16 protein-coding genes are annotated in these 12,776 nt (G+C 66.6%); 4 read left to right on the top strand and 12 right to left on the bottom strand.

The features are described 5' to 3' along the window. Positions 1–3: 3 nt before the first annotated feature. From MAA8898_RS01310 to pip, 3 genes are all read right to left on the bottom strand, one after another. Positions 4–1,200, bottom strand: coding sequence for an ABC transporter permease (locus MAA8898_RS01310; protein ID WP_094019158.1), 1,197 nt, complete (start codon positions 1,198–1,200; stop codon positions 4–6). Beyond that, a complete protein-coding gene (locus MAA8898_RS01305) occupies positions 1,197–2,192 on the bottom strand; it encodes an ABC transporter permease (RefSeq protein ID WP_094019157.1) in 996 nt (331 codons plus the stop codon). The genes MAA8898_RS01310 and MAA8898_RS01305 overlap by 4 nt, the downstream gene beginning before the upstream one ends. Positions 2,193–2,281: 89 nt before the next feature. Continuing rightward, positions 2,282–3,259 (bottom strand): prolyl aminopeptidase, encoded by a 978-nt coding sequence (gene pip, locus MAA8898_RS01300; RefSeq protein WP_094019156.1) that lies wholly within the window; start codon positions 3,257–3,259, stop codon positions 2,282–2,284. A 47-nt stretch (positions 3,260–3,306) separates the two neighbouring features. Between pip and ubiG the strand changes: the two genes are divergently transcribed. Continuing rightward, complete coding sequence (gene ubiG / locus MAA8898_RS01295; RefSeq protein ID WP_094019453.1) at positions 3,307–4,044, top strand: bifunctional 2-polyprenyl-6-hydroxyphenol methylase/3-demethylubiquinol 3-O-methyltransferase UbiG; 738 nt, start codon at positions 3,307–3,309, stop codon at positions 4,042–4,044. Between the two features lie 40 nt (positions 4,045–4,084). On the opposite strand, the gene MAA8898_RS01290 is transcribed toward ubiG, so the two are convergent. The 4 genes from MAA8898_RS01290 to MAA8898_RS01275 are packed head-to-tail and all read right to left on the bottom strand — an operon-like array spanning position 4,085 to position 6,389. Beyond that, positions 4,085–4,519, bottom strand: coding sequence for a MarR family winged helix-turn-helix transcriptional regulator (locus tag MAA8898_RS01290; protein WP_094019155.1), 435 nt, complete (start codon positions 4,517–4,519; stop codon positions 4,085–4,087). After that, positions 4,516–5,352 carry a carbon-nitrogen hydrolase family protein gene (locus MAA8898_RS01285; RefSeq protein ID WP_094019154.1) on the bottom strand — a complete coding sequence of 279 codons (837 nt, stop codon included), beginning with the start codon at positions 5,350–5,352 and terminating at the stop codon, positions 4,516–4,518. The genes MAA8898_RS01290 and MAA8898_RS01285 overlap by 4 nt, the downstream gene beginning before the upstream one ends. Then, complete coding sequence (grxC, locus tag MAA8898_RS01280; RefSeq protein WP_094019153.1) at positions 5,352–5,609, bottom strand: glutaredoxin 3; 258 nt, start codon at positions 5,607–5,609, stop codon at positions 5,352–5,354. Before grxC ends, MAA8898_RS01285 begins: the two co-directional genes overlap by 1 nt. A gap of 36 nt (positions 5,610–5,645) precedes the next feature. Continuing rightward, positions 5,646–6,389, bottom strand: coding sequence for a ComF family protein (locus MAA8898_RS01275; RefSeq protein ID WP_245853206.1), 744 nt, complete (start codon positions 6,387–6,389; stop codon positions 5,646–5,648). On the opposite strand from MAA8898_RS01275, the gene MAA8898_RS01270 reads away from it, so the two are divergent. Together MAA8898_RS01270 and hemH are read left to right on the top strand one after the other, a co-directional pair. Beyond that, entirely contained in the window at positions 6,390–7,208 is an 819-nt protein-coding gene (locus MAA8898_RS01270) for a methyltransferase domain-containing protein (RefSeq protein ID WP_094019152.1), read from the top strand. Between the two features lie 55 nt (positions 7,209–7,263). Continuing rightward, complete coding sequence (hemH, locus tag MAA8898_RS01265; RefSeq protein ID WP_094019451.1) at positions 7,264–8,328, top strand: ferrochelatase; 1,065 nt, start codon at positions 7,264–7,266, stop codon at positions 8,326–8,328. A gap of 125 nt (positions 8,329–8,453) precedes the next feature. Here the strand turns inward: hemH and MAA8898_RS01260 are convergent, their stop codons facing one another. Then, on the bottom strand, positions 8,454–8,645 hold the full coding sequence (locus tag MAA8898_RS01260; RefSeq protein ID WP_094019450.1) for a ferrochelatase: 192 nt from the start codon (positions 8,643–8,645) through the stop codon (positions 8,454–8,456). 147 nt (positions 8,646–8,792) lie between these two features. Beyond that, positions 8,793–9,389, bottom strand: a complete 597-nt coding sequence (locus tag MAA8898_RS01255; RefSeq protein WP_094019151.1) for a L,D-transpeptidase — start codon at positions 9,387–9,389, stop codon at positions 8,793–8,795. A 167-nt stretch (positions 9,390–9,556) separates the two neighbouring features. On the opposite strand from MAA8898_RS01255, the gene dalA reads away from it, so the two are divergent. Next, complete coding sequence (dalA, locus tag MAA8898_RS01250) at positions 9,557–10,126, top strand: divisome-associated lipoprotein DalA (protein WP_094019150.1); 570 nt, start codon at positions 9,557–9,559, stop codon at positions 10,124–10,126. Between the two features lie 68 nt (positions 10,127–10,194). On the opposite strand, the gene MAA8898_RS01245 is transcribed toward dalA, so the two are convergent. Genes MAA8898_RS01245 through MAA8898_RS01235 form a run of 3 tightly spaced genes read right to left on the bottom strand, consistent with a single transcriptional unit; the run spans position 10,195 to position 12,773 of the window. Further along, positions 10,195–10,689 carry a L,D-transpeptidase family protein gene (locus MAA8898_RS01245; RefSeq protein WP_094019149.1) on the bottom strand — a complete coding sequence of 165 codons (495 nt, stop codon included), beginning with the start codon at positions 10,687–10,689 and terminating at the stop codon, positions 10,195–10,197. A gap of 38 nt (positions 10,690–10,727) precedes the next feature. Then, entirely contained in the window at positions 10,728–11,540 is an 813-nt protein-coding gene (locus tag MAA8898_RS01240) for an ion transporter (protein ID WP_094019148.1), read from the bottom strand. A gap of 3 nt (positions 11,541–11,543) precedes the next feature. Further along, positions 11,544–12,773, bottom strand: coding sequence for a class I SAM-dependent RNA methyltransferase (locus MAA8898_RS01235; RefSeq protein WP_094019147.1), 1,230 nt, complete (start codon positions 12,771–12,773; stop codon positions 11,544–11,546). Positions 12,774–12,776 lie beyond the last annotated feature (3 nt).

The following is a 12,776-nucleotide window of genomic DNA, read 5'->3' as shown; positions in this document are numbered from 1 at the left end:
GGCTCACTCCTTCAGCCCCGACGACCGCTGCAACATCCAGTCCACCACGAAGTTCACCGCCACGGTCAGCAACGCGATGGCACCGGCGGCCAGCAGCGGCACGCTTGCCGCCAGCGGGGCAAAGCTGGCGTAGTTGATGAAGGCCGACAGGTCCTTGACCATGGTGCCCCAGTCCGCCAGCGGCGGCTGGATGCCGAGGCCGAGAAAGCTGAGCGCCGAGATCGTGAGGAAGACAAAACAGAAGCGCAGCCCGAATTCCGCCAGCAGCGGCGCGGTGGCGTTGGGCAGGACCTCGCGGAAGATGAGATAGGGCAGCCCCTCGCCGCGCAGCTTGGCCGCCTCGATGTAGTCCATCACCACGATGTTCATGCCGACGGCACGCGCCAGGCGGAACACGCGGGTCGAATCGATCACCGCGATGATCAGCACCATGGCCACCGTCAGGCCAAGACCCGACACCCAGGCCGAGGCGACCGTGATCAGCAGCAGCGAGAAGATCAGCGAGGGGATCGCCATCAGCACGTCCACCGCGCGGCTCAGCACCTGGTCCATCCAGCCGCGCAGCGTCGCGGCCAGGAACCCCAGCGAGCCACCGAGGAAAAAGGCAATCAGCGTGGTCGCAAAGGCGATGCCCACGGTGTTCTGCGCGCCGTAGATCAGGCGCGACAGGATATCGCGTCCGATCTGGTCGGTGCCCAGCGGGAAATCCGGGTTGCCGCCCAGCGCCGGGTTGCCACCCGGCACCACGTTGGCCTGGGCAAAGACCTGTTCCTGACCGTGAGGCGCCAGGATCGGGGCAAAGACCGCGAGGACGGCATAGACCAGGATCACCAACAGACCAAAGGCGGCGGTCAGCGGCATCTGGCGGAACAGCTTGCGGCTGCCGGCGGTTCCGGCGTGCCGCCCCAGCAGGCGGAACGCGTAGGCCGCGGCCGTGCTCAGGACGATGCCCTGCACCGCCCAGCGGAAGAACTGCACCGAGGCGACCGGCATGCCCTGCTCGGTCACCGCCGGCTGGAAATAGAACCAGACGCCGAACACCACCACCGCCGCGCCCAGCACGTAGCCAAAGGCCACGGCCAGCGGCATGTCGCGGAACTGCGGCTTGTTCCCGGTCGCCTTCTGCCCGACGAAACGCAGGATCCAGCCCGCGGCAAGACAGGCGGCCAGACCGGCGACAATCCACAAGAGCGTGTTCATTTGGGATGCCTCAGCCGCGGGTTCGACAGGATGGACAGGATGTCCGCGGTCAGGTTCAGCAGGATGTAGGCGGCCGCAAAGATCAGGCAGCAGGCCTGCACCACGGGGATGTCACGGATCTTGACGCTGTCGACGAACAGCTGCCCGATCCCCGGGTAGACAAAGACCACCTCGACCACGACGACGCCGGTGATCAGGTAGGCCAGGTTCAGCGCGATCACGTTGATGATCGGCGCCAGCGCGTTGGGCAGCGCGTGGTGCACGATCACGCGCATCGGCTTGATCCCCTTCAGCCGCGCCATCTCGATGTAGGGGCTGGCCAGCAGGTTGATGATCGCGGCGCGCGTCATCCGCATCATGTGCGCCGTCACGACCAGCGTCAGGGTCAGTGCCGGCAACAGCGTCTTTTCCAGCCGCTCGCCGAAACTCATGCCGTCGTAGATGTTCGACAGCGAGGGCAGAACCGGGTTCAGCACCGCGAGGAACAGGATCAGGATGTAGGCGAGAAAGAATTCGGGCGAAGAGATCGAGGTCAGCGTCGTCACGTTGGCGACCCGGTCAAAGACCGAGTTGCGGTAGAGCGCCGCCAGCACTCCCAGCGTGACCGCAAAGGGCACCGCGATCGCCGCCGTGACCCCTGCCAGGAACATGGTGTTGGCAAAGCGCGGCGCGATCTGCTGCGCCACCGAGGTCCGCACCCCCGAGTCGTTGCCGACGAAGCTGGCAAAGTTGGCCTGGGCAAAGGAATTGCCCAGGTCGCCGCGCAAGGCTCCGGCGAGCCAGTCCAGGTAGCGCGTCACCGGATGCTGATCGAGACCGAGGTCCCGCCTTATCGACGCCACCGCTTCGGGCGTGGCGCCCTGCCCCAGGATCGCCTCGGCGAAATCCCCCGGCAGCATGTTCACCGCCGTGAAGATCACGATCGACACGATGAACAACGTCAAAAGGCCCAGCGCAAGCCGCTGGAGGATGATTTTGAGAACTGGCGTCAAGATCCCTGTCGATCCATTATTGGCTTTCAGTCACGTTAACGCCTGATTTCCGTGTGTAAAGCGAAGGTTTGGGCGGTAACGGCCCCGGCTCACGCAATGGTTGCAGCGAGGTCGTCCATCACGCGGACCAGTTCGGCGCTGATGCCCGGTTCCGACAGGGCGTGCCCGGCGTTGCGGATCATGCGCAGATCCGCCCCGGGCCAGTTCTGCGCCAGCTCCCAGGCCCGCCGCGGCGGGCAGATCATGTCATAGCGCCCCTGCACGATCACGCCCGGCGTGTCGGCCAGGCGATGCACGTTCTTGAGGATCCAGCCGTCCTCATCGAGAAAACCGTCGTTGATGAAATAATGGTTCTCCAGCCGGGCAAAGGCGCGGGCATAGTCGCCCGGCGCCTCGCCGCCGTGCCCGTTCGAATAGACCGAGGCCAACGCGTTTTCCCAGGCCGACCAGGCCTGGGCATAGCGGGTCTCGGTCGCGAAATCGCCGCTGAACAGCCGCTTGTGATAGGCGGCGATCAGGTCGTCGCGCTCATTCTCGGGGATCATGTCGGCAAAACGCGCCCAGGGCTCCGGCCAGAACTGCCCCGCGCCGCCGCCGTAGAACCATTTCAGCTCGGCCCGGGTCATCAGGAAGACGCCCCGCAGCACCAGCTGGCGCACCCGGTCGGGATGGGAAATCGCGTAGACCAGCGCCAGCGTCGCGCCCCAGCTGCCGCCAAAGACCACCGCCTCGTCGATCTCCAGCGCCTCGCGGATCCGCTCGATGTCGGCAACCAGGTCCCAGGTGGTGTTGTGCGTGACGCTGGCATGCGGCCGCGACCGCCCGCAGCCACGCTGATCGAACAGCACCACGCGATAGGCCTGCGGATCGAAATACCGCCGCATCGCCGGGCTGCAGCCGCCCCCCGGACCGCCGTGCAGCACGATGACCGGCTGTCCCTTGGGATTGCCGCACTGCTCGACATACAGGGTATGGCCGCCCTCGACCGGCAACATGCGCTGATCGAAAGGGTCAACCGCGGGGTATAGATACTGCACTGCGCGCTTTTGGCCCGGGATTTTGTCCATGCCCTACCTATATTGCCCCAAAAGGGCAAAAGACCATGGGGAAGTTCATGACCATCACCGTCGATGCATCCGAGATCGCCAAGTTCGAAGCCATGGCCGCCGAGTGGTGGGATCCGAACGGCAAGTTCAAGCCCCTGCACATGCTGAACCCCTGCCGCCTGGACTATATCACGAGTCAGATCGCCGCCGAATACGACCGTGACCTGACGGCGTCGCGCCCCTTCGAGGGGCTGCGCCTGCTCGACATCGGCTGCGGCGGCGGGCTGCTGTCGGAACCCATGGCAAGGCTGGGCGCCGAGGTGGTGGGCGTGGACGCCGCCCCGCGCAACATCCCCGTGGCGCAGACCCACGCCGCGCAGTCCGGGCTGGAAATCGACTACCGTTTCACCACCGCCGAGGCGATGGCCGAAGCGGGCGAACAGTTCGACGTGGTGCTGAACATGGAGGTGGTCGAACACGTGGCCGACCCGCTGGCCTACCTGACCGCCTGCCGCCAGCTGCTGAAGCCGGGCGGGCTGCACGTCTGCTCGACGATCAACCGCAATGCGAAAAGCTTTGCCATGGCCATCGTCGGGGCGGAATACGTCATGCGCTGGCTGCCCAAGGGCACGCATGAATGGTCCAAGTTCATCACGCCCGATGAGCTCTATGGCCTGCTGCAACAGGCCGGGCTGAACCCGGTGGACCGCAAGGGCTTTGTCTTCAACCCGGTCAGCTGGTCGTGGCGCCTGTCGGACCGCGACCTGAGCGTGAACTACGTCACCGCCGCGCTGAAACCGGCCTGAAGACGGGGGGTGAGGCCGCAGGCCGAGGGGGCAGAGCCCCCTACTGGCCCTCCAGCCGCAGCCGCAACTCGCGCAGGACGGGCAGGACTGCTTTCACCCGGTCCTCGCCCAGGTCGCCCATCATTTCCTCGATCAGCGGCGTGATCGCCGCCAGCGCCGCAGTGCGCGCGGCGATCCCCGCGGGCGAGATCGAAACCAGCTTCTTGCGGGCATCGTCCCAGTCGGGGCGGATGTGCACGTAGCCGGCGATCTCCAGCTTGGACAGCGTGTTGGTCATCGCGCCCCGTGTGACGTGAAAGGCGCGCGCCAGCTGGGCGGGTGTCTTTTCGCCGCCCCGTGCGAGGTGGTTCAGCACCGAGAAATGCGAGATCTCCATGCGGTTCGGAAGCACCCGTGTCAGGCGCGCGCGCAGCAGCTGGTCCGCGGTCAGAAGCTCGCTGAACAGCGAGATCGCCAGCGCATGCGCGTCGCTCATGCGGCGGGCCCCGTGAAGGCGCGGTCATGCGATAGCGCGGGCACCTTGCGCCGTGCCTCCCTTACCTGGCCCAGGTCGAGATCGACGCAGAAGACGCCCGGCGCGGTGCCAGCATCCAGCAGCACCTCGCCCCAGGGCGAAATCACCATCGAATGCCCCCAGGTGCGGCGCGGACGGCCCGTGCTGGCACGGTGTTCGCCGGTCTGCGCGGGCGCCAGCACGTAGCAGCCCGTCTCGATCGCGCGGGCCTGCAACAGCGGCTGCCAGTGCGCCGGGCCGGTACCGGGCGAAAAGGCCGACGGGACGGTCAGCACCTCTGCCCCGGCCTGCGCCAGGGCGCGGTAGAGATAGGCAAAGCGCACATCGTAGCAGACCGTCATGCCGATCGCCCCCAGCGGCGTGCGCGCCAGCACCGCCTGCGATCCGGGCGCATAGCCCGTGGATTCGCGGTAAGTCTCGGTCTCGGACACCTGCACGTCGAACATGTGCATCTTGTCGTAGCGCGCGGCAATCCCGCCGTCCGGGCCGATCAGGACCGAGCGGTTGACAAAACGCGTCTCCGGCGGCGCGGCCTTCAGCGCCAGCGACCCCGCCAGCACCCAGAGGTCCAGTGCCTGCGCCGTCTCGCGCAGGCCGGCCAGCACCGGGTCTTCGGCCTCGGGGCGCAGGACCGCATGCTGGTGATCGCGGTCCATCGACACGCAGTTGCACACCTCCGGTGACAGCGCGAAAACCGCGCCCGCCGCCCTGGCCTCGGCCAGCATGGCGCGCAGCGTGGCGAGGTTCTCGGCCGGGTCGTCCGACGAGGTCATCTGGAGGAGGGCGACCCGCATCAGCCCGCCAGCAAGGCGTCCAGCTTGCCCGCCCGTTCCAGCGCGTATAGATCGTCATAGCCGCCGACATGGGTTTCGCCGATGAAGATCTGCGGCAAGGTGTGGCGGCCGCGCGCGCGGTCCATCATCTCGGACCGGCGCTGCGGTTCGCGCATCACGTCGATCTCGGAATAGTCGACGCCCTTGCCGTCCAGCAGGCGCTTGGCCGCGTGGCAGTACCCGCACAGCGGGGATGTGTAGATTTCGACCGGTTTCACCTCGGTCCTCCGGAATGGCTTCGGTTGACCATGGATTTAGGTGTCTTTGGCCGCGCGCGCCAGCACGCAGACGAAAACCTCTGTTGCGCCGGCGTCAAGACAGGCCTCGGTTGCCGCCGCAAGCGTCGCGCCCGTGGTCATGACGTCATCGACGATCAGCACCGGGCGGCCGGCGATCAGGTCGCGCCGCCCCGCGCGCGGCGTGATTCGCCCCGACAGCGTGGCAAACCGCGCCTCGCGGCCGTGTCCTTCCAGCGGTGGGGTCGGCGTGGGCCGCACCAGCGCGTCGGGGCACCAGGGGCAGTCCAGTTCCGCGGCCAGCGCTTCGGCCAGCAGCGCGGCCTGGTTGTAGCGCCGTTTCAGGTGGCGGGTGACGTGCAGCGGCACCGGCACCAGCAGCAGGTCGTCGCGCCGCAGGTCACGCGCCGCCCGCGCAATCCAGCGCGCCGCCGGGCGGGCGATGTCGTGCCGGTCGCCGTGTTTCAGCGCCAGCACCATGCGCCGGCCCCGGTCGCGGTAGACCAGCGCGGCGCGGCCATGCGCCCAGGGGCGGGCGATGGTCAGGCAGTCGTCACACAGTTCGGCGCGGTCGGACTGGCCGGGCAGCGGCACGCCGCAGAGGTCGCAGGCCAGCCCCGAGATGAACGGCGTTTCGCGCCAGCAGGGACCGCAGAGGCCGAAATCCGTCTCGACCAGGCCGCCGCAGCCCAGGCAGCGCGGCGGATACACCAGCTGCACGAGGGTTTGCATCCCCGCCGACCAGAGCCTATGAGCCAGCATATGACCACGCCTCCCCGTCTCACCGACCGGCACGCCCTGGACCTGCGCCGCGCCCGCGCACGCCCCGAGGCGCTGTTCCTGCACGAAACCGCCGCCGACGATGCACAGGATCGGCTGGCCATGGTTAACAGGACGTTTACGGATGTGGCGGTGGTCACGCCTTTCCCGCAGGTCTGGGCGCCGCGCTTTCCCGAGGCGACGATGGTCCCCGAGGCTGAAGTGCTGGACCTGACCGAAGGCGCGCTCGACCTCGTCATTCACGGTCTCTGCCTGCACTGGGTCGATGACCCGGTGGGCCAGCTGATCCAGTGCCGCCGCGCGCTGCGGCCTGACGGGGTCTGCCTGGCGCTGACGCTGGGCGGGCAGACGCTGCACGAATTGCGCGCCGCCCTCGCGCAGGCCGAGACCGAGGTCACCTGCGGCCTGTCGCCCCGCGTCGCGCCGATGGCCGAGATCCGCGACCTGGGTGCGCTGTTGCAACGCGCGGGCTTTGCCCTGCCGGTGGCCGAATCGGCGCCGCTGACGGTGAGCTATGCCAGCGCCCTGCACCTGATGCGCGACCTGCGCGCCATGGGTGAGACGAACGCGCTGCACGCCCGCCTGCGCCGCCCCACCCGCCGCGCCGTGCTTCTGCGTGCGGCACAGATCTACAGCGAGAACTTCGCCCTGCCCGACGGACGCGTGTCGGCGACTTTCGAGATCATCACCCTGACCGGCTGGGCGCCCGACGCCTCGCAGCCAAAGCCCTTACGCCCCGGATCGGCCGCGCAGAGGCTGGCCGATGCGCTGGGCACCTCCGAAACTCCGCTGAAAGATTGACGCGATGCAGAAAAGCCATACCTACGGGAAAAGAGAAGATCCCGGGACCAACTCCATGCTCGACGTCACGAAAACGGCCGTGCGGCCGGCCCACGCCCCCGCCGACCACCCCAAGATCGCGCCCGGCCGCGTCGGCATCCTGCTGGCCAACCTCGGGACGCCCGACAACTACGATTACTGGTCGATGCGGCGCTACCTGAACGAGTTCCTGTCGGACCGCCGGGTGATCGACTATTCGCCCTGGCTCTGGCAGCCGCTGCTGCAACTGGTCATCCTGACCAAGCGGCCGTTCAGCTCAGGTAAGAATTACAAGTCGATCTGGAACGAGGAGGCCGGCGAAAGCCCCCTCATGACGATCACCAGGAACCAGACCGCCAAGATCGCCTGGCAGATGTCGGAACGCTACGGCGACCAGGTCATGGTCGATTTCTGCATGCGCTACGGCAACCCCTCGACCCAGTCCAAGGTCCGCGCGATGACCGAGGCCGGTTGCCGCAAGATCCTGTTCTTTCCGCTGTATCCGCATTACGCCGGGGCCACATCGGCCACCGCGAACGACCAGTTCTTTCGCGCGCTGATGCAGGAGAAATGGCAGCCGACCGCCCGCGTCGTCGACCCCTACTATGCCCACCCGATGTACATCGAGGCGCTGGCCCAGTCGATCGAACGCGCCTATGCCTCGGCCGAGTCACGGCCCGAGATCCTGGTCTGTTCCTACCACGGCGTGCCGAAACGCTACCTGATGGAGGGCGACCCGTACCACTGCCAGTGCCAGAAGACGACTCGCCTGCTGCGTGAGCGGCTGGGCTGGGACGAGACGCAGATCACCACCACCTTCCAGAGCCGATTCGGCCCCGAGGAATGGCTGAAACCCTACACGGTGGAAGAGGTTGCGCGCCTCGCCCGCGAGGACGGCAAGAAGCACATCGCCGTCTGCGCCCCGGCCTTTTCGGCCGACTGTATCGAGACGCTCGAAGAGATCAACGAAGAGATCAAGGAAAGCTTTGAAGAGGCAGGCGGCGAACACTTCACCTACATCCCCTGCCTGAACGACGACGCCGCCCACATCGACGCGCTGTCACAGGTGATCGAGGAAAACCTGTCGGGCTGGGTGGCCTGACAGCGCTAACACCGCGCTTTCGTTAACCAAAAAAACCCCGGCAGCCCCCCAAGGGCGCAGCTGGAGCAAATAAAAAAGGCGGTGCCGTCGCACCGCCTTTTTCTTTGGTCTGAGACGTCGACGTATCAGTCGGCGACCGCTGCTGCGATGACGGCGATCAGGAGCAGCGGGATCAGGAGACCGGCAGAGGACGATGCCTTTGCGGTTTCTTCAACGACCACGACGGGCTCCATGACCACATCGTCCTTGGCATAGGAGCCGGCAAATGCGGTGGTGGCTGCGCCAGTGAACACGGCTGCGAGAGCGAGTTTCTTCATGTTATCCTCCAGATATTCGCCTGCCATGGCCATAAGCGTACGCACAGCAGGCACCCAAGACTTACCTCGTGACTCTCTCTAAGCAGCATTTCAGGACCTTTGCAATTGCTGTTTAGACGGCCGAAATTGCGGCTCATGCGCGTGTGGTCAAATAAGCAACACCTGTGTCCCGACGTAGGCCATTTCGTACAGTTGCTCGATATGTTCGTTGTACAGACCGATGCAGCCGTTCGATGATCGCCGCCCGATCTTGCGGGTGTCGTGGGTGCCGTGGATGCGGTAGTAGGTCCAGCCCAGGTGCAGCGCCCGGGTGCCCAGCGGGTTGTCCGGACCGGGCGGCACATAGTCCGGCCACTCCGGGTTGCGGACCTTCATGGCAGGGGTCGGACGCCAGTCGGGGTTGGGGTCCTTCAGCACCACGCTGGTGCGGCCGCGCCGGGTCAGGTCTTCGGTCAGCGGCACCGACGACGGGTACAAGTAATAGATCCCGTCCTCGCGCCAGTAGTGCAGCGCCCGCGACGAGATATCGACCAGGATCGCGCCCTTGGTGAGGTTGCTGAAGTAATCCTGCCAGACCAGGGTCCGAAAGCTCGAGACGTTCCGCCGCACGATGTTGTTCACTTCGCGGTCGATCTCGGTTGTGCCGGTGTTGACGTTCTGGGCCAGGGCAGGCGTACCGATGAGTGCCGCCGAGGCTGCCAGAAAGCCGCGGCGGGTGAATGGTTTTCCAGCCGAATGGGTCATGCGCATCTTCCTTTGGCAAGACAGCTCAAGTTGTCCATAATATGACCCGAAAGCCTCAGTCGCAATTCAAACAGGCGTCAACACGCCGGCTCACGCCGATGTGGGTTTGATTGGCAACGCCTCCTTGGGTAAGCCATTGTGACATGCAAAGTCGAAGAGCAGTCCGAATGAACCGTCGTGCCTTGATCGCCCTGTCCGCCGCCGCCGCCATGGCGGCCTGCACCACCACGCCCAGCTCGACCCCCGAGACGCGGCTTGGTCCGGATGGCAAGCCACTGCCGAGGGTCTACCGCATCTCGGCTGTGGAACGCGGGCGGATCCAGTACCGGATGCTTGATTCGATCAACGCGCTGCGCCAGTCGGCCGGGGCGGCCGCGTTGCAGCTGGATTCGAACCTGAACGCCGCCGCGGCGACTCATGCCAACGACATGGCGTTGCAGAACCGCCCCTGGCACTTCGGCTCGGACGGGTCCTCGCCGATCGACCGGGCGCGCCGGGTCGGCTACCAGGGCCGCGTCGTCGGCGAGACGATCTCGGAAACCTACGAGACCGAGCTTGAGACCCTTGCCGCCTGGATGGAGGAATCCGTCACCCGGAACGTGATCCTCGATCCCGCGGCACGCGACATGGGCTTTGCCTGGCACCAGGAAGACAACGGCAAGATCTGGTGGACCCTCGTCCTGGGCGCACCGGGCAGCGGTCCGGTGCCCAGCGCGACGCCACTCGCCGCTTCCTGAGACCCTGACATCCGACATGGCAGGCGGCAGGGGATCCCCCGGCCGCCGCCGCACATGCCGCGCCCCGCTCACTGGGTGATCGTGATCGGCGTGCCGTCCTTCACCATCGAATAGATCTGCCGCATCTCGCGGTTCGTCACGGCGATGCAACCCGCCGTCCAGTCGCGCGGCGCGTCGCGATACTCGCGCGGCTTGCCGTGGATGAAGATGTCGCCGCCCGGGCTCTTGCCCTGCGAAGAGGCAAAGGCCCGGTCGTCGGGATTTGGATAGGACACCCCGATGCTGAGGTAGAACTTGCTGTTCGGGTTGCGCCGGTCGATCAGGTAGGTGCCCTCGGGCGTCTTGCCGTCGCCCTCGAACGCCTTGTGTCCCTCGGGCGCGAAGCCCAGGCCGATATCGTAATCCTCCAGCACCTTGTCGTGGTGCAAAAGATACATCCGCCGCGCGCCCTTGTTGACCACCACCTGGGTGACTTCCGGGCCATTGTAAGTCGGGAACTTGTTGGCGCATCCGGCCAATCCGAACCCGAGCGTCATCATGAGCAGAACGCCGAGAATCCGCATGTCGTTTCACTGCCTCGTCTGTTTTTTGGCAGTCTACCTCAATCTCGCGCCCTTGCGTAGCTCACGTTTTCGCCAGCAGCCGGGCGTTCGGCTAGGCGCCGCTCGATCGCCTCCAGCCGGGCCAGCACCTCGTCGCGGTAGGCATCGGTCCGCACGTTGTCCTCGGCCGCGTGGGCATCCTGCATCGAGTTCACGATGAGACCCACCAGCAGGTTCACCACAGCAAAGGTCGTGACCATGATGAAGGGCACGAAGAACACCCAGGCATAGGGATAGACCTCCATCACCGGGCGCACGATCCCCATGGACCAGGATTCCAGCGTCATGATCTGGAACAGCGAATAGGCTGACCGGCCGAGGTCGCCGAACCACTCCGGAAAGCTGGCGGCAAACAGCTTGGTCGCCATGACCGCGCCGATGTAGAAGATGATCGCCATCAGCAGGAACACGCTGCCCATGCCCGGCAGCGCGGTGACAAAGCCCTCGACCACCCGGCGCAGCCGCGGCGCGACCGAAATGACCCGCAGCACCCGCAGGATGCGCAGCGCCCGCAGGACAGAGAAGCCCTGCGCCGCCGGCACCAGGGCGATCCCCACGATCACGAAATCGAACAGGTTCCAGCCGCTGCGAAAGAATCGCCCGCCCCGCGCGATCAGCTTGGCCAGAATCTCGATCACGAAGACGGCCAGGCAGGCGGTGTCCACGGCCACGATCAGCGTCCCCCATGAGGCCATCACGGTCTCCGAGGTCTCCAGCCCCAGCACCACGGCGTTCAGCAGGATCACCCCGATGATGAAGTTTTGCACCCGGGGTTGATCCAGAAAGGCGCCGATCCGCGCGCGAAAGTCCATGCCTCACTCCTCCAGCTGCAATGCGGCGACCTGCTCCACATGGGTAGACCAGCGGAACTGGTCAACCACCTGCACCCAGTACAGCCGGTAACCCGCCGACACCAGCAGCGCGCAGTCGCGGGCAAAACTCACCGGGTTGCACGACACATGCGCGATGCGCGGCACGCGCGCGCGCGCCAGCTCGGCCACCTGCGCCTCCGCCCCGGCGCGGGGCGGGTCGATCACCACCCCGTCAAAGCGCCGCAACTCGTCCGGCAACAGCGGGTTGCGGAACAGGTCGCGTGCCTCATGGGTGACATGGCGCATGCCTTGTGCCTCGCGCCAGCCCTTGTCCAGCGCCTTGAGCATGGCGGCATCGCTTTCGACCGCATGAACCCGCGCCCGCGCCGCCAGCGGCAGGGCAAAGGTGCCGCACCCGGCAAAGAGATCGGCGATATGCGTGCATCCGGCCAAAGCCTCCTCGACCGCCGCCAGCAGGGCGGCCTGCCCGGCGGCCGTCGCCTGGAGAAAGGCGCCCGGTGGCGGCACCACCGCCGCCGCGCCGAACTGCTGGAACGGCGGCTTGAAGGTCAGCACCTCGTCGTCCCAGGCCAGTCGCGCCAGCCCGGCCTCCTGCGCGATCCCGGCCAATTCGATCCGCAAGGCATCGTCAACCGGCTTGCCGCCCTTCACCGTCAGGTCGAGCCCCGAGCCGCTCTCGGTCACCAGTACCGACACTTCGCCCTTGCGCGAGGCCCCCGCCACCGCCAGCCGCTCGACCAGCGGCAGCGCCCCGGCAAGGGATGGCGTCACCAGCCGGCACTCCGGCACCGCGACCAGCACGTCAGAGCCCTTCATGTGAAACCCGGCCATCGCCCCCTTCTTGGTCCGCCGCACCGAAAACGCCGCCCGCCGCCGCGACCGCTCCGGCGAGGTCACCGTGGCGCGCATCGGGCACACCAGCCCATGCGCCTCCAGCGCGCGGCGCACCACGTTCTCCTTCCAGCCGGTGACGAACCCGTCCGAGGCGTGCTGCAACTGGCAACCGCCGCAGGACTTCGCGTGCCGACAGGGCGGCGATACACGCTGATCCGAGGGCGTGACGATCTTCGGCGCTACCATCAGACCGCGCTCGATCACCCCCGTGACCACCTCGCCCGGCAGGACGCCGGGCACGTAGACCGGCCCCTCGGCGATGCCGTCGCCGTGATGGCCCAGCCGCTCGATGACCACCTGCTGCGCACCCTCGGTCATGGG

This window comes from Antarctobacter aquimaris (genome assembly GCF_900184945.1).
GTDB classification, from domain to species: Bacteria; Pseudomonadota; Alphaproteobacteria; order Rhodobacterales; family Rhodobacteraceae; genus Maliponia; species Maliponia aquimaris.
This window is presented reverse-complemented; position numbering and strand designations above follow the sequence as displayed.

What these genes read in the sequence shown, in the direction of transcription:
- dalA (WP_094019150.1), top strand. Translation starts at nt 9,557, where the DNA reads ATGAACCGTCGTGCCTTGATCGCCCTGTCCGCCGCCGCCGCCATGGCG.
- MAA8898_RS01245 (WP_094019149.1), bottom strand. Translation starts at nt 10,689, where the DNA reads ATGCGGATTCTCGGCGTTCTGCTCATGATGACGCTCGGGTTCGGATTG.
- MAA8898_RS01310 (WP_094019158.1), bottom strand. Translation starts at nt 1,200, where the DNA reads ATGAACACGCTCTTGTGGATTGTCGCCGGTCTGGCCGCCTGTCTTGCC.
- MAA8898_RS01285 (WP_094019154.1), bottom strand. Translation starts at nt 5,352, where the DNA reads ATGCGGGTCGCCCTCCTCCAGATGACCTCGTCGGACGACCCGGCCGAG.
- MAA8898_RS01240 (WP_094019148.1), bottom strand. Translation starts at nt 11,540, where the DNA reads ATGGACTTTCGCGCGCGGATCGGCGCCTTTCTGGATCAACCCCGGGTG.
- MAA8898_RS01270 (WP_094019152.1), top strand. Translation starts at nt 6,390, where the DNA reads ATGACCACGCCTCCCCGTCTCACCGACCGGCACGCCCTGGACCTGCGC.
- MAA8898_RS01255 (WP_094019151.1), bottom strand. Translation starts at nt 9,389, where the DNA reads ATGACCCATTCGGCTGGAAAACCATTCACCCGCCGCGGCTTTCTGGCA.
- MAA8898_RS01290 (WP_094019155.1), bottom strand. Translation starts at nt 4,519, where the DNA reads ATGAGCGACGCGCATGCGCTGGCGATCTCGCTGTTCAGCGAGCTTCTG.
- MAA8898_RS01260 (WP_094019450.1), bottom strand. Translation starts at nt 8,645, where the DNA reads ATGAAGAAACTCGCTCTCGCAGCCGTGTTCACTGGCGCAGCCACCACC.
- ubiG (WP_094019453.1), top strand. Translation starts at nt 3,307, where the DNA reads ATGACCATCACCGTCGATGCATCCGAGATCGCCAAGTTCGAAGCCATG.
- MAA8898_RS01275 (WP_245853206.1), bottom strand. Translation starts at nt 6,389, where the DNA reads ATGCTGGCTCATAGGCTCTGGTCGGCGGGGATGCAAACCCTCGTGCAG.
- pip (WP_094019156.1), bottom strand. Translation starts at nt 3,259, where the DNA reads ATGGACAAAATCCCGGGCCAAAAGCGCGCAGTGCAGTATCTATACCCC.
- hemH (WP_094019451.1), top strand. Translation starts at nt 7,264, where the DNA reads ATGCTCGACGTCACGAAAACGGCCGTGCGGCCGGCCCACGCCCCCGCC.
- MAA8898_RS01235 (WP_094019147.1), bottom strand. Translation starts at nt 12,773, where the DNA reads ATGACCGAGGGTGCGCAGCAGGTGGTCATCGAGCGGCTGGGCCATCAC.